Raw genomic sequence first — 21,524 nt, 5'->3', positions numbered from 1 at the left:
AATGTGTTAAATCGCGCGGCGGCGTGGCCGCGCCGGGCCGCCGCCAGAATCAATTGCGCGGCGCGCCGTTCCGCCGAACCGGCGCGCCGCGTCCTTCGATCAAACCGTGCGCCAGCCGCCTCGCATACGCGCCGCCAACCGTTCGCCGATGCGCGCAAACCAGTTCAGCGCACGCTCGTCGCAGCGCGTCGGCACGGAAAACGCCACTCTCGCCTGTCCGTTGCCCTCGGCGCTCAACCACAAACGTTCGCCGCGCCGCAGTCTCAGCGTATGGCCGGGCTGCAGCCAGTAGTCTTCCGTATCGTCGCTGCGCGTGACCCACACCGCACCGCCACGAACGATCAGCTTGGTGCTGCGCGCCACCTTCAGGGGAACTGTTTCGCCACTGCGGATTTCAAACGCGATGCTAGAGGAAATTTCTCGCATGATGCCCTCGCCAAAAATCGTTTCATGACTACAATCCTAGGCGTAACAAGGGTTTACGCAAAACGATCTATTTTCACCTCTATGTGAGAAATATTGCCATGGACCTTCGGCAATTACCGCCACTGAACGCGATCAAGGCATTCGAGGCCGCCGCCCGCCACGAAAGCTTTTCGCGCGCCGCCGACGAACTGTTCGTCACCCACGGCGCCGTCAGCCACCAGATTCGCGCGCTCGAGGCCGAACTGGGCGTCTCGCTGTTCGCGCGTGACGGCAAGCGCGTGCGGCTCACCGAGACCGGCCGGCGCTACGCCACGCACGTGCGCTCGGCGCTGATGGCGCTCGCCGATGCCACTCGCGAAATCCGCGCCGGCGACCGCGAGCGGCGGCTGGTGGTGTCCATGCTGTCGTCGTTTGCGGCGCGCTGGGTGACGCCGCGCGTGGGCAGCTTTATCGAGGCGCATCCGCAGTGGGATCTCGAACTGCTGTCCACCAACGCGCTCACGGACTTTGCGCGCGACGACGTCGACGTGGCAATCCGTTTCGGCTTCGGCAAATATTCGGGTTTGCATTCGGAGTTGCTGCTGGAGGAGATTTTCTTTCCCGCCTGCGCGCCGAACTTCAACGGCGGCAAGCTGCCGAAAACGCCGGCCGATTTAGCGAAAGTCCCGCTCCTGCGCTCCGACGACGAACTCTGGCGCCCCTGGTTCGACGCCGCCGGCCTCACCGACTGGCCCGAGCCGAAGCGCGGCGTGCTGTATCAGGATTCGTCGAATCTGTTGCAGGCGGCGATCGACGGCCAGGGCGTCGCGCTCACGCGCCGCTCGCTGGCCATGCACGAGATCGCGGCAGGCCGCCTCGTGCGGCTATTCGATGTGGATGGGCCGAGCCCGTGGCAGTACTACCTCATCTGCCCGCCGCAGATGCTCGAGACCGCCCGCGTGAAAGCGTTTCGCGACTGGGTGTTCGAGGAGGTGGGACGCTTCAAGCAGCTTTTCGACCGGGCTTGCGAGCTGAGACCCGCCGCAAGCGCCGATCTGTCCGCGGACGCATTGCGCGTCACGCCGTAATACGAACGAAGCGACGAGCGGGGCTTAAAGCACCACTTTGACCATCGGATGGCCAGTGAGCGCGCGATAGATATCGTCGAGCTGCTCACGACTCGTGGCGCGCACCGTGACCGTCAGGCCCGTATAGTTGCCGCCGCTGGACGGCCGCGTTTCGATGCGCGAGGCATCGACTTCATTGTCGAACTGCCGCACAACCGTGACGATCGTCTCGGCGAACTGGGGATGCGATTTGCCCATGATCTTGATCGGGAAATCGCAAGGAAACTCAAACAGTGACTCGTTCACGGGACTCATTCTCTACTCCTTGCTGCGCCTCGCGCGCTTCCTGGATCTTGGCTCGCTGATAAGCAGCGTACAACGCCGCAAAGACCGCACCCGGCTTGCCCTCGCCGACCGCTTGGCCGTCGAGCTGCGTGACCGGCAGCACTTCCTTGGTTGCCGAACTGACGATGATCTCGTCAGCCGCGCGCAGTTCGGCTTCGCTAATCTCACGCGCTTCGAAACGGATGTCGCACTCGCCCGTCAGCTCCTCGATCAGACCGTAGCGGATCCCTTCGAGGATCTTGTGGCTGCGCGGCGGCGCGGACAACACGCCGTCCTTCACCATCCACACATTCGACGACGATCCCTCGGTCAGCATGCCGTCGCGAAACTGGATCGTCTCGAACGCGTCGTTCTCGGCGGCATATTGCGCCATCAGCACATTGCCGAGCAGCGACACGGACTTGATGTCGCAATTGAGCCAGCGACGATCTTCCGCGCTCACGCAACGCACGCCTTGCGCGCGCTGCGCCGCGTTCGGCAGGTTCAGCGGCGTGACCATCACGAACACGGTCGGCCGGATGCCGGCTGGAAACGCGTGACCGCGTTTGGCGACACCACGCGTGACCTGAATATAGGCAATTGCGTCCTGATCGGCACGCAGACCGCCGTCCGCCTCGTTCGCCGCGACCACGCGCTCGATCAGCGCGCGCCAGCCGGCATCGTCGAACGGATTGACGATGCCGATCTTGTCGACGGAACGCGCGAGCCGCGCCAGGTGCTGCTGGAAGCGAAACGGCGTACGGCCGCGCGCGCTCCCAGCTTGCGCATACAACGGCGCGACTTCGTAAATGCCATCGCCGAAAATAAAGCCGCGGTCGAGAACCGGCACGCGCGCTTCGGACAACGGCACCAACTCGCCGTTCAGATAGACAATCGGATCAGGCGACACATCGGAAACAGCGGTCATCGCAATCGGGCTCTTACTTCTTCTTGTTGAACATGAGCATCAGGGAATCCCACACGCGGCCGACCACGCCGGCTTGCGGCACAGCCTGCAACGCCACGATCGGGAATTGCGCCAACACCTTGCCGTCGGCGACCAGCTTCGCCGTGCCGACCTGCTGACCGTTTGCGATCGGTGCGATCAGCGGATCGACCTGCTCGATCTGCGGCTTCACCTTGTCGCCCATGCCCTTCGGCACGGTGATGTACTGATCGCTCTTCACGCCGATCTGCACGCTATCCTGCGCACCCTTGTAGACGCGCGGCGTGCCCACCACCTGATTCGCCTTGTACAGACGCACCGTGTCGTACGCGCTGTAGCCGTAGTTCAGCATCTTCAGGCTGTCCTGCACGCGGTCGTGTTCCTTGGTCTCGCCCATCATGACCGAGACGAGACGGCGCGACGCATCGGTCGCGCCCGGCAGCGAACGCTTCGCGCTCGCGATCAGGCAGTAACCGGCGGCTTGCGTGTGACCGGTCTTCAGACCGTCGACCGTCGGGTCGATCCACAGCAGGCGGTTGCGGTTCGGCTGCTTGATCTTGTTGTACGTGAAATCCCTGACCGAGAAGATGTTGTAGTAGTCAGGGAAGTCGCGAATCAGACGCGCCGACAGCACCGCGAGGTCGCCCGCCGTGGTGTAGTGCTGCGGATCGGGCATGCCGTTCACATCGGCGAAATGCGTGTTCTTCATGCCGAGGCGCTGCGCTTCCGTGTTCATCATGTTGACGAACTGCGACTCGCTGCCGCCGACCAGTTCGGCCAGCGCGATCGCCGCGTCGTTACCCGACTGGACGATCATGCCGTACACCAGATCGTGCACGGTCACCGGCTTGTTCGCTTCGATGAACATGCGCGATTCGTCGGTGCGCACGCGGCGCACCGCTTCGCTCGGCATGACCGTCTGGTCCATGTTGATCTTCTTCGTCTGCAGTGCTTCGAAGACGAGGTACGCCGTCATCAGCTTGGTCAGCGACGCCGGTTCCACGCGCTCGTCGGGGTTGCCCGAGGCGAGCACCTGGTTGCTGGTCGCGTCGACGAGCACCCATGAGCGCGCGTTCACGGCCGGCGGCGGCACTTGCGCAAACGCGGTGCTGGCGACGAGCGTGGCCGGCAGCACGACACCGAGGGTCACGGCACGGCTAAGCGCGGAAGGAACGAAGGAAGCAACTGAAGGGAATGACGTGCGGCCGGAGGTGGAGAAACGCATAGGGTCGATTGGTGCAGAAAAATACATCGCGCGCAGGGCGCAAAGTTTGGAAGAGCCGGTCGGCGAGCGTCTGGCCGTAAAACGGCGCGGCGCCCATTGGACTTCCGGCCACGCGATCGGTTCGCGCAGCACGCCTTGCATCCGACACCGCTGCGCGCGAAAAGACGCTACGCGTCGCGCGAACTGCCGGATGGGCGGCGCTGCGCCCAAAAAAGAGTCGCCATTATACGCGTGCTCTCCCGGTTACTTTGCGCCAAGGTCGGCGATTAATTTGCGTTTGTGCGTACCTGTACCCCGGAAAACACACATCGCCTGCCGATTACCGCCACGCGTCGACGATGATCCGCTTCAGCACGTGCAGCTTGCGATGCAGAAAATGCTCCGCCCCCGGAATCACGACCACCGGCAATTCCTGCGGCCGCGCCCAGTCGTAAACGGATTGAATGGGAACCGTCTCGTCGGTCTCACCGTGAATCACGAGCGTGTTTTCCGGCACGGGCGCGACGTCCCAGCGGCTCGCCGCGGTGCCGACCAGCACCATTCGCTCGATCTCCTGACCTTCTTCGCGCAACTGCGCGGCCACGTGCGACAACACGAACGTGCCGAACGAAAAACCCGCCAGCACGAGGGGCAGATCGCCTTGACCCGGTTCGGCGCGCATGTGATCGAGCACGGCGCGCAGGTCGTCGCGCTCGCCGATGCCCGCGTCATGCTCGCCTTGCGTTTCGCCGACACCGCGAAAATTCGAGCGATACGTCACGTAGTTCAACTGCACGAGCGTGCGCGCGAGCGTCTGCGCGACCTTGTTGTCCATGGTGCCGCCGAACAGCGGATGCGGATGCGCGACCAGCGCGATGCCGCGCGGCGCGGCGCCGTTCTCGCGCGTCTCGTCGGGCAGATCCAGCGCGACCTCGATCTTGCCGACCGGGCCGTCGATCAGATACTTCCTGGTATGTACGTTCATGGCGACGCTTTATTGATCGATTTTCAGACGCTCGACAATCTTGCCGTTCGCGAGGTGGGAGTCGACGATTTCGTCGATGTCGCTCTCGTCGACGTACGTGTACCAGATACCTTCCGGATACACGACGACCGTCGGGCCGAGTTCACAGCGGTCGAGGCAACCGGCCTTGTTGATGCGCACCTGGCCCGGACCTGCGAGACCGAGTTTCTTCACGCGTTTTTTCGCGTACTCCTGCATCTCCTGCGCGTTGCAGTTCGCGCAGCTCGGGCGCTCGGCGCCGGGCTCGCGCTGATTGAGACAGAAGAAGACGTGATACTTGTAGAAGGAGTCCATGATGTCCGGGGGCGAGGCTGTCAATGTGGGGAACGGCGCTGGATGCACGGCGGCGCGCCTGTTGTGCGAACGATTATAACGAGCGGGGCTGGCGGTCGCTGATGCTGGCCACGCTTGCCCCACGCTCCGAGTGCGCGCTTCACGTGTGCTTCATGCGCCGTTTGAGCCATGCCTGCTCGACGATATAGGCGAGCCACACGAGTGCGGCATATGGCCAGATCCACGCGAGCCAGTGCGCCAGACCGTTGAAGTGCAGATAACGCCCTTGCCGCCAGTCGGCCAGCACGGCATCGAAATACGGATTCACCGGCAGCAGATTGACGAACACCAACGCGACCGTCAGCGCCGCGCCCGCCAGCGCCGCGCGTGATCTGCGCCGCAGACGCAACGTGAAGAGTGCCGCGCCGGTACCGCACACGAGGCCCGCCAACGCGCCGGGCGTCGCCCAGTCGAATGCGAGACCGGACTGCGACTGCAGAAAGGTCGCGCCCACCTTTACGCACAAGGTCATCACGATAAACAGCAGCAACAGGCGCACGCGCGGCGCATGGCGGCGCACCGGCAACGACGCCAGCGCGAGCGCGGCGAACAGGTTGAGCGTGGTGATCACGGCTTCCCACACGTCGTCAGGCATCCAGGCGGCGGCGAGCGCCGGCCATGTACCGACGTGCCAGCCCGGTGGCGTCCACGCGAGCAAGGCATCTTGCGTCGTCGAATCGAAACGCAGCCAGAGCGCGCGCGGCCAGTTGCCGAGACCGAACAGACGCGGCGCCGGATACATCGTCGCGAAAGGCCACGCCAGCACCAGGCACGCGAGCGCCGCTCGGTCGCGCTCGAACCACAGAAGCCGCACGCGCCGCAGCAAGCCGCGATCGAGCAGCGCGCCCGTCGCCGGCGACATGATCGCCGCGCCGAGCAACGCGCCGAGCGCATTGGCGGCGAGATCGAGGTTGGAGGCGACACGCGTCGGCAGATAGGTTTGCACGGCTTCCATCACGCCGGACAGCAACCCGCCGAGCACGAAGGCAAACGCGACCGCCAGCGTGCCGCGCCAGCGCGGATAGACCGCGAGCACCACGAGCGCGCCGAACGGCATATAGCCGAGCACGTTGGTGACGACGTCGAACGCCGTCAGGTACTGCGGCATGGGATCGGACAGGTAGGCAAACGGGCCGAGCCCGAGCGAACGCCAGCCCGTAAACGGATACCACGAACCGTAGACGATCAACGCGGTATACAGCACCAGCGCCTGCCGGGCGAGCACCGACGGACGGCGCGCCCAGGGTTTTACGCTCATGCAGCGCTCCTCTGTGTGCGCTGCAAGCCGGTCATTGCGCGGCGACCAGCGCCTGCACGCCGAGCCATGCGCCGATTTGCGCGACCAGATCGTCGCTGGCGGTGGCGAGCGCTTGCGCGCCGCCGGCGGCGTCCGCCGAACTGGACGGTGCGCGCGCGATGAACGTGCGCTGGCTGAGCACCTTACCGTTCTGCGTCAGAGTGGCGCGCGCGGTGACCGCGGCGTGACTTTGGGACTGGCTGTCGAAGACCTGTTCGAATTCGCTCAGATCGACCTTCAGCACCGGCGCGGCGACGCCGTCGGCGCCCGTCAGCACGGTGCCGCGCGAACTGAGCGCGCCACGCAGACGCTGGGTCAGCAACTGCGAAGGCGTCATGGTCCAGTGGCTGTTCGCGTACGCGGCCGTCTGCTGTGCGTCGGCGTAGCTCAGGCGGTAAGTCAGCTTGTCCGACTCGAGCACGTCGGGCGCGCTCACATCGAGCACCTTCACAGCCGGCGACGTGCCCGCTGACGCTGCCGGACTCGGCGGGCCGAAGTCGTAGCGGATGTCCGAGAGCGCTGCGGGCGTACCGGCGCAGCCCGCGGCGAGCACGCCGAATGCGAGCAGCACCGCCAACGCGGCGCGCGAGGACAAGAATCGGTGAATCGAGCGTGACATGACAATCTTCCTTTCTTCAAACCTTCAAAATCATTGAGCAGCGCGGGCGGCGGGCCACTTGAAGCCTGCTTCACCGGGGCCGGGCGCCGCACCCGGCGCGCCGAACAGGACGCTGCGCGGGCTGGTGCTGAACGTATCGGCGGCGCGGTCCACCGAGCGGGCCGCGGAGCGCACGTCTTCCGCGAGCGAGTTGACGCGCGGCAAGGTGTCGTAGCCGACTCGCGCCGACAGTTCCTGCACGACGCCATTGATCGACACCAGCGCGTCGCCGGCCTGCTGCGCGGCCGTGCCGACCTTGTTCAGGTTGGTCTCGAACGGGCCGTTCGGCTGGTTCAGGCCGGTGATCAGCTGATTGGTCGACACCAGCGTGCGATCCAACTGTTTGATCGTGTCGGGCAGCATGCCGGCCGCCGGCGTCATTTTCTGGGTCAGCGTGGCCACGCCGTCGGCGGCTTTCTGCAGGCTTGCGGCCGTACCTTGCAACTGATCGGCCATTTCCGGCGACAGCAAATTGTCGACGTCGTCCGCGACTTTTTCGAGTTTGCGCAGCAACACGTCGCCGCGTTGCTGCAGTTGATCGAGCAAGCCGGGGCGCATCGGCAACTGCGCCACCTGTTTGGCCGACGACGGCAGCGGCGACGGGTCGCGCCCATTGTCATCCAGCTGGATGAAGGCAATACCCGTCACGCCCTGGAACCCCAGGCTGCCGAACGTCGAATGGGTAATCGGCGCGTGCGTATCGACAAGGATGCGGATCAGAATCTGCCCCGGATGAGCCGGGTCGAATTTGATCGACTGCACCTTGCCGACGTCGAGCCCGCGATAACGCACCGCCGCGTCCGTAAACAAGCCCGTGACGTTGGTGCGCGCAATCAGATCGTACGGCACCCGCACGGCACGGTCGACGTTGAACAAAAAAGCCGCCAGCGCGATGGCCACCAGCAGAACGATCGTGAAGAGCCCGGCCCAGAAGGCATGTGATTTGTTTTCCATTGTCAGGTTCCCTGGTTCACAGCGGCAATTCGGACGATGCCGGCTCGAGCGCCGCCCGCGGCAGCCTCGCGCGGCGCTCCGGCGGCAGCGCCTGCAACGCGCGGCGTCCGCGCAGGCCGAGGAAATATTCGCGGATGAAAGGATGATCGACCCCCGCGGCCTCCTCCACCGGCGCGGCGACCAGCACCTTGCGATCGGCCAGCACGGCGACGCGGGTGGACAGCGCGATCATCGTGTCGAGATCGTGCGTGACCATCACCACCGTCAGGCCGAGCGCGCGATGCAGCGCGGAGATCAGTTCGACGAATTCATCCGACGCCTGCGGATCGAGCCCGGCGGTCGGTTCGTCGAGAAACAGCAACTCGGGTTCGAGCGCGATCGCCCGCGCAATGCCCACGCGTTTGATCATGCCGCCCGACAGCGCCGACGGCATTTTCGACGCGTGCTTGCATGGCAGACCGACCATCTCTAGCTTGAGCATCACAATGTCGCGCAACAGATCTTCGGGCACCTTGCCGAGTTCGCGCACCGGCTGCGCGATGTTGTCGAACACCGAGAGCGATGAGAATAGCGCGCCGCGCTGAAACAGCATGCCGGAGCGGCTGCGCATCAGCAGCGCGGTTTCCGGCGAAATGGTCGCGAGATTCTCGCCGAACAGCTTGATGGTGCCCGACGAAGGACGCTCGAGACCGAGAATCTGCCGCACCAGCGTGGTCTTGCCGGAACCCGAGCCGCCGACGATCGACACGATCTCGCCGCGCCGCACGTCCAGGTTCAGATGCTGGTGCACGATGTTGCGGCCGTAGCGCTTGGTCACGTCGATCACTTCGATCACCGGCTCGGCGATCGAGGGCATTGGCTGGCCGCGCACGGCCTGAGTGAGTGGCGCGATCATCCGAGCCCCACGTTCTGGAAGAGAATCGCGAACACGGCGTCCGCGAGAATCACGATGGTAATCGAGGTCACCACCGAGGTCGTCGTGCCTTCGCCAAGACTCTGCGAATTGGCCTTGATACGGAAACCGAAATGACAGCCGACGATCGCGATCAGCATACCGAACGCGACGCCCTTACCCAAGCCGATCCACAGATTCGCGACCGGCACCACACTCGGCAAGGCCCGCGCGAAGTAGTTCATGTCGATGCCGAGCGCGATCTTGGCGGCGAGCGCGCCGCCCGTCAGCGCAATGATGTTAGTCCACATCACGAGCAGCGGCATGGCCACGCCGAGCGCGACCACGCGCGGGAGGATCAGCCGCAGGCCGTGCGGGATGCCCATCACGCGCATGGCGTCGAGTTCCTCGGTCACGCGCATCACGCCGATCTGCGCGGTGATCGCCGAGCCCGAGCGGCCTGCCACCAGAATCGCCGCGAGCACGGGCCCGAGCTCGCGGATCACCGAAAGGCCAAGAATATTGACGATGTACTGGTTCGCGCCAAACAGCCGCAGTTGCTGCGCCGACAGATAGCTGAGCACGATGCCGATCAGAAACGCGACCAGCGCGGTGATCGGCATGGCTTTGGTGCCGGCGTTATAGATGTTCGCGGAGATCTCGGTCCACGGCGTGATTTTCGGTTTGCGCGCGATCGCCAACAGATCGAGCACGACGCGCCCGAGCATGGCCACGCCGCCATACAGATGCTCGAAGAACGAGAAGATCGCGAGCCCCAGCCGCGTGAACGGATCGAACTTGATCACCGGCTCGGCGGTTTCGCGCACGGTGTCCAGCAGGGCGATGCGCTCGAAAATGTCGCGTTGCGTGTCGGTGAGCGTGGTGTCCGGCGGCATCTTGTGGCCCCACACGCGCCACAGCGCCTGGCCGCCGACGTGGTCCATCCGGTCGATACGCGACAGGTCCCATTGACCGATGCCTTCGGCGCCGACCAGCGACCGCAATAGAGGGATCACGTGCCCGGTGGCCTTATCGCGCGCGAGCGCGAGCGCCGTCCACTGGCCCGAGAGCCGGACGATCTTGCCTTGGCTGCCTGCCGCGACTTCGAGGCCGGGCGGAGTGTCGTAGTTCAAGGATCGTTGAATCTGGTTATCGGATTAGCGGCCATTGTAACGAAGGCGCGGCGCAGGAACCGTGCGCGCGGGCTTACCGGGTTCGCTGTCGCTACAATATGAACCATGAACGCTTCCAAGACTCCCCCTCAAGCAGACTGGCGCATCGATCGCGAACGCGCAGTCGCCCTGTTCGGCCCGCACGCGCATGACTGGCCGATCGAAATCGTCGAGGAAACCGGCTCGACCAACGCCGACCTGATGGCACGCGTCAAAGCGCTGCCGCGCAAGGCCGGCGCGCTGCCGCGGCCGATCGTGCGGGTCGCGTATCTGCAAACCGCCGGGCGTGGCCGCCGTGGCCGTCCGTGGTATGCAGAGCCGGGCAATGCGCTGCTGTTTTCCGTGGCGTGCGTGCTGCCGTGTCCGCTCGAAGGGCTCGCGGGCCTGAGTCTCGCGGTGGGCGTCGCGCTGGTCGACGGGCTGCGCTCGCTGCCGGTCGCCGGCCCCGGTCAGATCGCGCTGAAGTGGCCGAACGACGTCCTGCTCGAAGGCGACAAGCTGGCAGGCATCCTGATCGAGACCGCGTGGAGCACCGACGACGCCAGCGCGGTGGTGATCGGCATCGGCACCAACGTCAAGGGCGCGGACGAACTCGCGGCCAAGGTCGGCGCGCTGAACGCCGGCGTGCCGCCGCAAGCGCGCGGCACCGCGCCGACCGCGCTGCAGCGCGCGCTGCCCAACGCCAACCTCACCGACACGCTCGCCGCCGAGTTGAACGCGCTCGAACCGGCCTTGCAGCGCTTCGGCGCTGAAGGCTTCGCGCCGTTCCAGGCGCGCTGGAACGCGGTGCACGCCTACGCGGGCCGCGAAGTGGTATTGCTGGAACAAGGCGAAGAACAGATGCGCGGCGTGGCGGCGGGCGTCGACGAGCGCGGCCAGTTGCTGCTCGACACGCCGACCGGCCGCGAGACCGTGGCGACCGGCGACGTCTCGCTGCGTCTGGCCGACGGTGCCGCATGACGAGCGGCGCGCCCTGGTTGTTGATCGACGCGGGCAATAGCCGCATCAAGTGGGCGCTGGTGCAGGCGGACGGCTCCCAGATCGCGGCCGGCGCGCTGACGCATGGCGGCGCGGATCGGCCGGACTGGTCGGATTTGCCGGCGCCCGGCGGCGCATGGTTGTCGAATGTGGCGGGCGAAAACGTCGCCGCACGGATTGCCGCATTGCTCGACGCGCGCTGGCCGCAACTGCCGCTTACGACGATTCGCGCCTGCGCGCAGCAATGCGGCGTGACCAACAGCTACACCACGCCGGATGCACTCGGCAGCGACCGATGGGCCGGCATGATCGGCGCGCATGCGGCGTTTCCCGGCGAACATCTACTGATTGCGACGTTCGGCACGGCGACCACGCTCGAAGCATTGCGCGCGGACGGCTGCTTTGTCGGCGGCCTGATCGCGCCGGGGTGGAGCTTGATGATGCGCTCGCTCGGCGAGCACACGGCGCAACTGCCGACGCTCGACGCCCAAGCCGCGCGCGGCCTGCTCGACGGCAGCATGCCCGATACGACGCGCCGCGGCCCGTTCTTCGCGACGGACACGCCGCGCTCGCTATCCGCCGGTTGCACGTTGGCGCAAGCGGGCTTGATCGAGCGCATGTGGCGCGATCTGCAGGATGAATGGCAGGTTCCGGTGCGCCTCCTGGTCAGCGGCGGCGCCGTGGACGAAGTGGCGAGCGCGCTGAAAGTGCCGCATACTCGCCACGATTCGCTCGTGCTCTCCGGTCTTGCGCTGATTGCTGCCGAGCGCGTCATGGAACGCGGCAACTGAATCGCGGCCATAGGGATAACGGCGGCTCAACTTCTGGACGGGGAAAACCAACAATGCTGCGCTGGCTGATCGCCATATTGTTTCTTGCCAACATGCTGGCATTCGTCGCGGTGCGCGGCGTATTCGGCCCGACGCCTACAGCCGGCGGACGCGAGCCCAACCATCTGAATCGCCAGGTTCATCAGGAATGGTTGAAGGTGCAGCCGGTCACGGCGTCGGAGGCTGCCGATCTGGCTGTTGTCGGCGGCCCAGCGCCGGTGGCGCCGATCGCGGCGTCCGCGCTGTCGCAGTAACGCAAGCAGTAACTCGAGCAGTCACGCAACGAGCGGACAGACTTCGCGGCGGGCGACGCGAGACGCGAAGTCGGTGCGTTGCTCGCGCGGCAGTTGGCCTTTAGCCCTGCGTACGAACTTTCTTCAGCAGTGCGGTAGTCGAGCGGTCGTGTTCGAAGGGAATCGCTAGCGCCTTACCGCCCCAGCTTCGCACAATGGCCGACTCGGGCAGCACATCCATGTCGTAGTCGCCGCCCTTGACGAGCACGTCCGGCCGGACCGCCGAAATCAACTCGACGGGCGTCTTTTCGCCGAAGCACACCACGTAGTCGACACTCTCTAGCGCCGCCAGCAAAGCCATCCGGTCAGCCTCGTTATTGATAGGCCGATCGTCGCCTTTGCCGAGCATACGAACCGACGCATCGCTATTCACGCCGACGATCAGGCAGGCGCCCAGAGCCTTCGCATCGGCGAGATAAGTCACATGCCCGCGATGCAGGATATCGAACACGCCGTTGGTAAACACCACCGGCGCGTTCAGCGAAGGACGCAGCGTCACCAGTGCGTCGCGCGTCAGCATCTTGCGTTCAAAAATGGCAGCCATGGAGGAATCGGAAAGGACAGGAAGGTGCCGTCACCATACACGATGGGCCGCATGAAACAAAACGGCCTGGCGCACATAAGTGTGCCAGACCGTTCTTTTTTTCAAACCAGTTCGCAGCGCGTGGCGCCGCGAAGCCGAGTCACCTGCTCGCGACCATCAGGCCGGCTGTTCAGCCGACTTCTGATCCGCCTGCAGACGCGCGACCACTTCCTTGCGGTAGCGATTCAGTTCCTGCGCCGTGTTGAACGTGCGCTCGAACAGAATGGAAAGGTTGTGCAGAATGCGCTCCACCACCTTCTTTTCCCAGCCGTCGTCGAAACGGATCTGTTCGTCGAGCCAGCGTTCGAGCCATTCCGGATCCGGCAAACGCGATTGAATCGTGTCGCGCGGGAACAGCGCCTGGTTCACGTGCAAGTTGGTGGGGTGCAGCGGTTTTTCCGTGCGGCGAGCCGATGCCATCAGGACACCGATCTTCGCAAACGCGGCACGCGCGATGTCGCCGGTTTGCGCCATCGCCTTCTTCATGTAGCGCAGGTACGCGCCGCCATGACGCGCTTCGTCGCGCGAAATGGTTTCGTAGATGTGCTTGATGACCGGCTCGGTGTGCCATTCGGCGGCACGGCGATACCAGTGATTCAGGCGGATTTCGCCGCAGAAGTGGAGCATCAGCGTTTCCAACGGCGGCGCCGGATCGAATTCGAAGCGCACCGCGTGCAGTTCCTCTTCGGTCGGACACATTTCCGGCTTGAAGCGGCGCAGATATTCCATCAGCACCAGCGAATGCTTCTGTTCTTCGAAGAACCACACGCTCATGAACGCGGAGAAATCGCTGTCGTGATGGTTGTCACGCAGAAACATTTCCGTGGCGGGCAACGCCGACCATTCGGTGATCGCGTTCATCTTGATCGTCGCTGCCTGCTCGTCGGTCAATAGCGATGCATCGAATTTGTCCCAGGGAATGTCTTTCTCCATGTCCCATCGAACGGATTCGAGCGATTTATAAAGTTCCGGATAAAGCATGGTGTTCATAGTCCCACCCCTGTTCTGCGCATACTGTGTGTGTCTGTCACTACTACGTGTAGTACTTTTGCTCACGACGAACGGATGTGCACCGTTTGCCGGCCAAGCATTCAATTTTACGCGGTAATCGGCCGCCTAGATGCACCTGACGGCAAAGAAGCCCAGGCATTTGCGCCCGCGCGCCTACCCCTACGTTACGCGCTGCGCGGCCAACCGTGGGTGAGGGATACCCTGTGCCTGAGGTCGAGCCAGTTTGCGATGAAAACCGCACCGTCCAGCCCTGCGCCGGTGTTGCCGGCGTGAATGGAGCAAGGGCGGCTGGATTGGTAGTTTTCAGCGCACGCCCAAAAGCCAAAAATAAAGCTTACACAATGATAGCACGCTGACCTGGCCGAACCCGCGCCGTAACAGCCGCAATTCCGGTGCCTGGCTGACCTTGCGCAAGAAAACGCGCGATTCGCGGAGTGTGGCGGACGATCGGGGTCAAAACCATGACAGACGGCGAACTCGCCTTTCTGTGCTGCGTCGACACCCGCGTCACGCCCCCGCGTTTCATTCCCGCCTTTAAATAGACTTTTTCGTGGCTTTCGGGCTGGCGCTCGCGCCGCTCGTGCGCTTCGCGGCCACCGGCGCCCGCTTCGCCGCCGGTCGTCTGGCCGCGGATTCCGCGTCCTGTGCCGGCGCCTGCGGCGCGTCGGCCGCTGTCCCGCCGCCGGCTGCCGAAGCCTCCGCATCGTCTGGCACAAAATCAGATGCCTCGGCACCCGCACCGGCGTTCGGCGGTTGCGTCATCGCGAACTGGGCGATCTGGTTGAATTGGGATTGCAGCAGATTCCACCACGCGGATGCGTCGAAGGGCGGCGTGCCGGGCGCCTCCTCTTCCCCGCCGGCCGGCTCCTTAGCCGACGAAGCGGCGCTCGCCGATGCAGCCGGCGCTGGCGCCGGGGCAGGCGCCGCCGGATGCGGCCAGCCCGTCGCCGGCGCGGGACTCGGCGCGGCCGACTCTGCGGGTTGCGCCATCGACGACTGCGCGAAAGCGCCGAACGCGCGTAGTGTCGCGAGCGTCGCGCGCTGCACTTCGAGCGCCTGAATCGCGGATTGCAACATGCTCAGGTTCAGCTTGAGCCATTGCTCGACCGCGCGCATGTCGGTGATGCGCTTGTCGAGTTCCTCGACGTTGGTGAGCGGCGCCATCATGTCGGACATCATCGAGAGCGACGGTCCGAGGCCGCCGCCGGCCGGCTGCGCGCCGGAAAAAGCCGAGCCGAACGGCGACAGCCGCATCATGCCCCACATGCGTTCGAGCATTTCAGCGGGCGGGAAACCAGGAAAGCCGGGAAAGGGCGGCGTGGAGCCAGGAGTATCGGTCATGCTTGTCGCCTCGCTGCGTAAAGTAAAGAAGGGGCGCCGTCCCGCGCGCGTCTGTTTCGATCATACCGTGCGGCAGGCGGCCTCAGGAGCCCTCGCCGCCTGTCGCGCCGCCATCCGACGGCGGTGCGCGCCACGGGTCGGCGCCGCCGAAATCCGGCGCGCGCCGCTCGCGCAGCGAGTTCACGCCTTCGCGCACGTCCGGCCCGGCAAAGCCCATGAATTCCAGCGCGAGCGACGTATCGAACGCCGGTCCCGCCGAGCGCAGCCAGTTGTTCAACGCGTACTTGGTCCAGCGAATCGCCGTTTGCGAGCCGTTGGCCAGCTTCTGCGCGACCTCGAATGCTTTGGGCAACAAATCGTTCTCGTCGACGGCGAGCGAGACGAGCCCAATGCGCTCCGCCTCCTCGCCGCTCACCGGCTCGCACAGCATCAGGTAGTACTTGGCCTTCGCCATGCCGCACAGGAGCGGCCAGACGATCGCCGCATGATCGCCCGCGGCCACGCCCAGACGCGTATGCCCGTCGATGATGCGCGCCGTCTTCGTCGCGATCGAGATGTCGGCGAGGAGGCCCGCGACGAGCCCGGCACCCACCGCCGGTCCGTGCATGGCCGACACAACCGGCTTGCTGCAATTGATTACGTTGTAGACGAGATCGCGCGCCTCGCGCCACACTCGCGCGCGCACGTCGAAATCGGTCGCCATGTCTTCGACGAGTTGCAGGTCGCCGCCCGCCGAAAAGCCCTTGCCTTCACCGCGAATGATTGCCACACGCGTATCCGGATCGCGGTCGATGTCGCGCCAGATCTCCGCGAGTTCGAAGTGCATGCGCGCGTTGGCGGTGGCGAGCGCGCTCTTGTTGGCGCCCTCGCCGCTCATCACGACTTCGAGCACGCCGTGCGGATGGCGATGCAACTGGAGCGACTGGTAGTGCGCGTAAAACGCGTCGTTACGGTGTGGTGCCTGAGACATGATGAGCAGTCCGTGTATCGTGTGTCGGTTGAACCGTGCCGCGTTCATTCAACGCGGCTGATAAACCCACTTCGCATTCTTGATTTCCACCATCACACGCGCCCGTTGATCGAGCCCGAGGTGATCCGTGGCGCTCATGTTGACGACGCCGTTGGTGTCCGCGAGACCGCGCGTCGCCTCGAGCGCATCGCGCAGCGCGCGACGAAATTCCGGCGTGCCCGGCGCGCCCCTTTTCAGCGCGATCGGCACAGCGTTGCTGAGCAGCATGCCGGCGTCCCATGTGTACGAGCCGAACGCCGACACGCTGCCCGCGCCACGCACCGCTTCGAAGCGCGCGATGTAGTCGAGCGCGAGGCGCTTGGCCGGATGATCCGCCGGCAATTGCGCGGCGACCAGCACCGGACTCGCGGGCAGGAACGTGCCGTTGCAGTCGGCGCCGCACACGCGCAGGAAATCGTTATTTCCGACTCCATGATTGTGATAGATCATGCCTTTGTAGCCGCGCTCCCTGAGCGTCTTCGGCGGCAACGCGGCGGGCGTGCCGGCCGCGCCGACCACTACCGCGTCAGGGTGCGTCGCGAGAATCTTGAGGACCTGGCCAGTCACGCTCGGATCAGTGCGATTGAAGCGCTCGCTCGCCACCATCTCGATGTGATGCAGTTGCGCGAACTTCGCGACCTCGGCGTAGAAGGTCTCGCCAAGCGCGTCGGCCTGGCCGATGAAGGCGATGGTTTTGACGCCGTGCAGGCTCGCATGTTCGGCAATCGCCGACGCCATCATTGCGTCGGTTTGCGGCGTCTTGAAGACCCAGTGGCGTTTTGCATCCACCGGCTCGATGATCTTCGCCGACGACGCCAGCGAGATCATCGGCGTTTGAGCTTCGGCGACCACGTCGATCATCGCCAGCGAATTCGGCGTGATCGACGAACCGATGATCGCATCGACGTGATTTTCGGAGATCAGCTTCTTGGTGTCCTGTACGGCCTGGGTCGTATCGGACGCGTCGTCGAGCACGATGTATTCGACGCTCTGACCGCCGATCTGTTTGGGCAGCAGCGCGACCGTATCGCGCGCGGGAATGCCGAGCGACGCTGCCGGCCCGGTGAGCGACAACACGAGGCCGATTTTCACTTGCGCCAGCGCGATGCCGGGCAACACGCCGGCAAGCGCCGCGCATAACGCAACGGCGCGGCGCGCGAGCCGATTGCGCGAGGGCGTCAAGCCCAAGTGGTTGGATGCGCGAGCGCGCCGGGTTCCAGGTTCAAGAGATTCGATTCGCGGCATGCTGTCTCCTCACGTTGGTTTTTCGTTTTTGATGTGCTGCCGATGTCCCGGCTCATGCCCTGCTCACGTGCCGTTCACACGCGGCTTCGCGACGGTCCTGCGATGAACCCGCAGTCGGCCACCCCCGCCACGCCGTCGCGCCAGTCAGTGTAGCCGCGCGCACTCGCCGCGGCATCGGGCGAAACCCTTTCGAATCCGGCGCGGCGCGCTGCGGAACGCGGCCCGGACGCCGCACTCCGCACAAAAGCGGTGCTTCAATCCAGCGGCGCGATGCCCTGGTCGATCGAACCGAAAATCGACTTGCCCGCTTCGTCGAACATTTCGATCTTCACCGTATCGCCGTACTTCATGAACTCGGTCTGTGGCGCGCCGTGCTCGATGGTTTCGAGGCAGCGCTTCTCGGCGATACAGCAGTAGCCGCGCTTGGCGTCCTTGTTCGACACCGTGCCCGAGCCGACGATCGCGCCTGCTCGCAGGTTGCGTGTCTTCGCCGCGTGCGCGATCAACTGGCCGAAGTGAAACACCATGTCAGTGCCGGCGTCCGGCTGACCGACCTTCCTGTTGTTCCAGTGGACGATCATCGGCCGATGCACGCGGCCTTCGCGCCAGTGTTCGCCGAGTTCGTCGGGCGTCACCGCGACCGGCGCGAACGAGGTGGCCGGCTTGCTCTGGAAAAAGCCGAAACCTTTCGCGAGTTCGGCGGGAATCAGATTGCGCAGCGAGACGTCGTTGACGAGCGTGATCAGACGCACGCTTCTGAGCGCCTGGTCGGGCGTGGCGCCCATCGGCACGTCGGAGGTGATCACGGCGACTTCCGCCTCGAAGTCGAGACCGAATGCTTCGGATGCGCACAGCACGTCGTCTTTCGGCCCGATGAAGTCGTCGCTGCCGCCTTGGTACATCAGCGGATCGGTCCAGAATTCCGGCGGCATTTCCGCGCCGCGCGCGCGCCGCACCAGTTCGACATGATTCACATACGACGAGCCGTCGGCCCATTGAAACGCGCGCGGCAGCGGAGCCATGCATTCCTTGGCGTCGAACGGGAACGTGTTGCGCGCGCGGCCCTGATTGAGCGCGTCGTACAGATCGTGCAATTGCGGCGCGTAGAAGGCCCAGTCGTCGAGCACGCGCTGCAACGTGGGCGCGATCGCGTCGGCGATAGCCGCGGTGTGCAGGTCGCGGGACACGACGATCAGCTGGCCGTCGCGCGTGCCGTCCTTCAGCGTGGCAAGTTTCATAGAGGAATGAACCGTGTTAGTGACGATAGAAGGAATCTATTCTACGATGGTGAATCGGCGCGGCCCAAGTGCCCGCAGTCTGCGTCATCCGTGTGTCACTTTTTGAATGCGCTGCGTGCGCCTCGCTCATGCCTCCAAATGCTCGCTCCGGCGCGATCCGTACCGACGCCGACTCCGCTCCACCGCTCGACCCGACCGAACCCGACGACGACAGCGTCGAGAGCGGCGAGGAAAAGCTGCGCTCGGGCATCCAGTCGATCGAAGTCGGCTTCAAGTTGCTCGACGTGCTGACCCACGAGCCGCGCGCCATGATGCTGCGCGATCTCGCCCAGCGTGCGGGCATGAGCCCGGCGAAGGCGCATCGTTATCTCGTGAGTTTTCTGCGCCTCGGTGTGGTGTCGCAAGACCCGCTGTCGGGCCGCTATGAGCTTGGCGGGTTCGCGCTGCAATTGGGACTCGCGCGGCTCGCTCGGGTCGACGGCGTCAAGCTCGCGCGCGTCGCGCTGTCGGAACTGCGCGACCGGCTCGATCTCACGGTGGGCATCGCGGTATGGGGCAATCAGGGGCCGACCATGGTGCACTGGATGGAATCGAGCTATCCGGCCAAGGCGTCGCTGAAACTCGGCGATGTGATGCCGCTGCTCAGTTCCGCCACCGGGCTGCTGTTCGCCGCGTACCTGCCAGCGAGCAAGACCGCTGCGATGCTCGAACGCGAACTGGCCGACTCGCGCCGTTCGACGCATATGGGCGGCCCGCGCACGCGCGACGAAGTCGAGCAGGTCCTCGCGCAAGTGCGGGAGCATCAGGCGGCGCGCGTGGAAGGCATGTTGCTGCCGACCATTCACGCGTTCTGCATGCCGGTGTTCGATTCGACCGGCGAACTCGCGCTCGGCCTCGTCGCGCTCGGTCATGAAGGCGCGTTCGATATTCGCTGGGGCGGCGAGATCGATACGGCGTTGCGCGAGTGCGCGGAAAAGCTGTCGTATGAGCTGGGGTATAGTGCGTCGCCACGCGACGAATAGGCGTGTTGTTGCGCGTTGGGCGCTTGTTGGTCGCAAGACTTGAAGCGAACTCAGTCGGCAAGGCGACGATACGGCGTTGCATGCGTGGTTCTGCGTACTGAACGTACGCGTGTTTTCATCGGCGCGGAACATCGCTCGCGGCTGTGCGGTCGAATCGGTTCGCTGCCTGCCTCGTACGCATCAGGCATCAGGCCTGGCGCCTTTTTCGCAATAATCGCCGCTCGCACGTGCTGCTCGTCGATCCCGAAGCTTTCCGCCCGCACACATTCACTGACCGATGTCCTCAGCTCCCGTGACCCGCCGTTCCGATCGCACGCCGCCCAGCGGGCCGCGCACCGGTTTGCGCGTGTGGCGCTGGATCGTGGTGCTGCTGGTCGTGGCCGTTTTGCACTGGATCGCCGCGCAATGGGTCGAGCGCAATCGCGCGACGCTCAACCCCTCGGACAATGAGCATGTTCCCGTGCAGGTCGCGTTGCTGACGCCCGAACGCATCGAACGCAAACCGGCCGCCGCGTCACCCGCGCCTGAACCGGCACCGGCGCGCCACGCCGCGGCGAGCAAGCCGCGCGAACATGTGCTCACCGCCTTGCAACCGGCAAAGCAGGCCGCGCCTGCAGCACCTGCCGCGGCATCTGACGTCATGGCAAACGCCCCGGCCGCAGCAGGCCCCACCGCGGCACCCAATGCCACCGCCAGCGCCGCCGGCACAGCCAGCGCGCCCGCTGCCGCGAGCGCGCCGCAAGCGTCGCCCGGCGTGAAGTTCTCCGTCCCGCCATCGGGCGAATTGCAATACGACACGTTCTACAACGGCGTGCGCAACCAGCCCGGCACGATCCACTGGACCAGCAACGCGCAAAGCTACGAAATGGTCGTCTCCGTGCCACTGCCTTTCGTCGGCACATTCGTGTATTCGAGCCATGGCCGCATCGACGCATTCGGCCTCGCGCCGGACCAGTACGTCGAAAAGCGCGGACGCCGGCCGGAAGACATCGCGATCTTCAACCGCACTGACAAGAAAATCGCCTTTACTCGCACCCCAACCACGCTGCCGTTGCCCGACGGCGCGCAGGACCGGTTCAGCATGGTGATGCAACTCGCCAGCCTCGTGCGCGGCGACCCGGCCGCCTACAAGCCGGGCGTGACGCGGCAGTTCTTCGTGGTGGATAACGATAGTGGCGAAAACTGGCCGGTCGAGACGATCGGCGACGAAACCATCCGCACGGCCCAAGGTTTCCTCGACACGCGCCATTTCAAGCGCCTGCCCCGCCGCGATGGCGATTTGCGCCGCATTGACGTGTGGCTTGCGCCGTCGCTCGGCTGGCTGCCCGCGCGTATCGTTCAGACGGAACCTAACGGCACGCAATTCGAACTGGTGTGGCGCGGCAAGCTCAATGCCGACACGGCCGGCAGCCCGCCCAGCAGCAATGGCGATGCAAGCACGGCTTCCCCTGATATTTCGACCAGCCCGCCAGCGCCGGCCGCATCGGCAGTTACGCCCGAGGCCATGCCCTCATCTCCGGTCGATCCGACCGATCCCGCCAATACACCCGGCATCATCAAACCATAAGCAACGAATCCGAACTAGGTCTCCATCAGATCGGCGAAACTTCCGCACTAAGGTTGACTCGCACCACCTGCTGCAACCGTTCGCGCCTATGCTGCGTATATGGATCAGCGGTAATTAGCCCATGACAGATG

At 64.9% G+C, this 21,524-nt stretch carries 23 protein-coding genes; 6 read left to right on the top strand and 17 right to left on the bottom strand.

What is annotated here, in order from left to right; translation table 11 throughout:
* Positions 1-99: 99 nt before the first annotated feature.
* Entirely contained in the window at positions 100-426 is a 327-nt protein-coding gene (locus tag P0D80_RS12110) for a DUF2917 domain-containing protein (RefSeq protein WP_408284096.1), read from the bottom strand.
* 98 nt (positions 427-524) lie between these two features.
* Here P0D80_RS12110 and P0D80_RS12105 point away from each other — a divergent pair, with 98 nt between their 5' ends.
* Positions 525-1,493: a transcriptional regulator GcvA gene (locus P0D80_RS12105; protein WP_408284093.1), complete on the top strand. Its 969-nt coding sequence runs from the start codon at positions 525-527 to the stop codon at positions 1,491-1,493.
* A gap of 24 nt (positions 1,494-1,517) precedes the next feature.
* On the opposite strand, the gene P0D80_RS12100 is transcribed toward P0D80_RS12105, so the two are convergent.
* From P0D80_RS12100 to P0D80_RS12055, 10 genes are all read right to left on the bottom strand, one after another.
* Entirely contained in the window at positions 1,518-1,787 is a 270-nt protein-coding gene (locus P0D80_RS12100; protein ID WP_408284091.1) for a DUF493 family protein, read from the bottom strand.
* On the bottom strand, positions 1,759-2,724 hold the full coding sequence (locus P0D80_RS12095; RefSeq protein ID WP_408284088.1) for a D-amino acid aminotransferase: 966 nt from the start codon (positions 2,722-2,724) through the stop codon (positions 1,759-1,761). Before P0D80_RS12095 ends, P0D80_RS12100 begins: the two co-directional genes overlap by 29 nt.
* Positions 2,725-2,737: 13 nt before the next feature.
* On the bottom strand, positions 2,738-3,967 hold the full coding sequence (locus tag P0D80_RS12090; protein ID WP_408284085.1) for a D-alanyl-D-alanine carboxypeptidase family protein: 1,230 nt from the start codon (positions 3,965-3,967) through the stop codon (positions 2,738-2,740).
* A 319-nt stretch (positions 3,968-4,286) separates the two neighbouring features.
* Entirely contained in the window at positions 4,287-4,931 is a 645-nt protein-coding gene (locus P0D80_RS12085; RefSeq protein WP_132376233.1) for an alpha/beta hydrolase, read from the bottom strand.
* 9 nt (positions 4,932-4,940) lie between these two features.
* Positions 4,941-5,264: a (2Fe-2S) ferredoxin domain-containing protein gene (locus tag P0D80_RS12080; protein ID WP_132376234.1), complete on the bottom strand. Its 324-nt coding sequence runs from the start codon at positions 5,262-5,264 to the stop codon at positions 4,941-4,943.
* A gap of 139 nt (positions 5,265-5,403) precedes the next feature.
* A complete protein-coding gene (locus P0D80_RS12075; RefSeq protein ID WP_132376235.1) occupies positions 5,404-6,561 on the bottom strand; it encodes a VanZ family protein in 1,158 nt (385 codons plus the stop codon).
* 31 nt (positions 6,562-6,592) lie between these two features.
* Positions 6,593-7,219, bottom strand: coding sequence for an ABC-type transport auxiliary lipoprotein family protein (locus tag P0D80_RS12070; RefSeq protein WP_408284081.1), 627 nt, complete (start codon positions 7,217-7,219; stop codon positions 6,593-6,595).
* A 30-nt stretch (positions 7,220-7,249) separates the two neighbouring features.
* On the bottom strand, positions 7,250-8,212 hold the full coding sequence (locus tag P0D80_RS12065; protein ID WP_408284079.1) for an MlaD family protein: 963 nt from the start codon (positions 8,210-8,212) through the stop codon (positions 7,250-7,252).
* Positions 8,213-8,228: 16 nt separating this feature from the next.
* Complete coding sequence (locus tag P0D80_RS12060; RefSeq protein ID WP_132376238.1) at positions 8,229-9,107, bottom strand: ABC transporter ATP-binding protein; 879 nt, start codon at positions 9,105-9,107, stop codon at positions 8,229-8,231.
* A complete protein-coding gene (locus P0D80_RS12055) occupies positions 9,104-10,237 on the bottom strand; it encodes an MlaE family ABC transporter permease (RefSeq protein ID WP_408284075.1) in 1,134 nt (377 codons plus the stop codon). Before P0D80_RS12055 ends, P0D80_RS12060 begins: the two co-directional genes overlap by 4 nt.
* A 105-nt stretch (positions 10,238-10,342) precedes the next feature.
* On the opposite strand from P0D80_RS12055, the gene P0D80_RS12050 reads away from it, so the two are divergent.
* The 3 genes from P0D80_RS12050 to P0D80_RS12040 are packed head-to-tail and all read left to right on the top strand — an operon-like array spanning position 10,343 to position 12,338.
* The gene (locus P0D80_RS12050; RefSeq protein WP_132376240.1) at positions 10,343-11,236 is read left to right on the top strand and encodes a biotin--[acetyl-CoA-carboxylase] ligase; all 894 of its coding nucleotides are present in this window, start codon (positions 10,343-10,345) and stop codon (positions 11,234-11,236) included.
* Positions 11,233-12,045 (top strand): type III pantothenate kinase, encoded by an 813-nt coding sequence (locus tag P0D80_RS12045; protein WP_408284072.1) that lies wholly within the window; start codon positions 11,233-11,235, stop codon positions 12,043-12,045. Before P0D80_RS12050 ends, P0D80_RS12045 begins: the two co-directional genes overlap by 4 nt.
* A 53-nt stretch (positions 12,046-12,098) precedes the next feature.
* Entirely contained in the window at positions 12,099-12,338 is a 240-nt protein-coding gene (locus P0D80_RS12040; protein ID WP_408284069.1) for a hypothetical protein, read from the top strand.
* A gap of 100 nt (positions 12,339-12,438) precedes the next feature.
* On the opposite strand, the gene rfaE2 is transcribed toward P0D80_RS12040, so the two are convergent.
* The 6 genes from rfaE2 to P0D80_RS12010 form a co-directional block, all read right to left on the bottom strand.
* The gene (gene rfaE2, locus P0D80_RS12035) at positions 12,439-12,921 is read right to left on the bottom strand and encodes a D-glycero-beta-D-manno-heptose 1-phosphate adenylyltransferase (protein WP_408284066.1); all 483 of its coding nucleotides are present in this window, start codon (positions 12,919-12,921) and stop codon (positions 12,439-12,441) included.
* Between the two features lie 156 nt (positions 12,922-13,077).
* Positions 13,078-13,950: a ferritin family protein gene (locus tag P0D80_RS12030; protein ID WP_132376243.1), complete on the bottom strand. Its 873-nt coding sequence runs from the start codon at positions 13,948-13,950 to the stop codon at positions 13,078-13,080.
* 555 nt (positions 13,951-14,505) lie between these two features.
* A complete protein-coding gene (locus tag P0D80_RS12025; protein ID WP_408284064.1) occupies positions 14,506-15,312 on the bottom strand; it encodes a PhaM family polyhydroxyalkanoate granule multifunctional regulatory protein in 807 nt (268 codons plus the stop codon).
* Positions 15,313-15,394: 82 nt separating this feature from the next.
* Entirely contained in the window at positions 15,395-16,282 is an 888-nt protein-coding gene (locus P0D80_RS12020; RefSeq protein ID WP_408284061.1) for an enoyl-CoA hydratase/isomerase family protein, read from the bottom strand.
* 48 nt (positions 16,283-16,330) lie between these two features.
* Positions 16,331-17,566, bottom strand: coding sequence for an ABC transporter substrate-binding protein (locus P0D80_RS12015; protein ID WP_408284059.1), 1,236 nt, complete (start codon positions 17,564-17,566; stop codon positions 16,331-16,333).
* A 254-nt stretch (positions 17,567-17,820) separates the two neighbouring features.
* Entirely contained in the window at positions 17,821-18,804 is a 984-nt protein-coding gene (locus P0D80_RS12010) for a fumarylacetoacetate hydrolase family protein (RefSeq protein WP_408284057.1), read from the bottom strand.
* Between the two features lie 128 nt (positions 18,805-18,932).
* Between P0D80_RS12010 and P0D80_RS12005 the strand changes: the two genes are divergently transcribed.
* Both P0D80_RS12005 and P0D80_RS12000 read left to right on the top strand, forming a co-directional pair.
* Positions 18,933-19,826: an IclR family transcriptional regulator gene (locus P0D80_RS12005; RefSeq protein ID WP_408284054.1), complete on the top strand. Its 894-nt coding sequence runs from the start codon at positions 18,933-18,935 to the stop codon at positions 19,824-19,826.
* A gap of 277 nt (positions 19,827-20,103) precedes the next feature.
* Positions 20,104-21,393: a DUF3108 domain-containing protein gene (locus P0D80_RS12000; RefSeq protein ID WP_408284051.1), complete on the top strand. Its 1,290-nt coding sequence runs from the start codon at positions 20,104-20,106 to the stop codon at positions 21,391-21,393.
* Positions 21,394-21,524: the final 131 nt, after the last annotated feature.

It is taken from the genome of Paraburkholderia sp. RL17-373-BIF-A (genome assembly GCF_046030175.1).
GTDB lineage: Bacteria > Pseudomonadota > Gammaproteobacteria > Burkholderiales > Burkholderiaceae > Paraburkholderia.
This window is presented reverse-complemented; position numbering and strand designations above follow the sequence as displayed.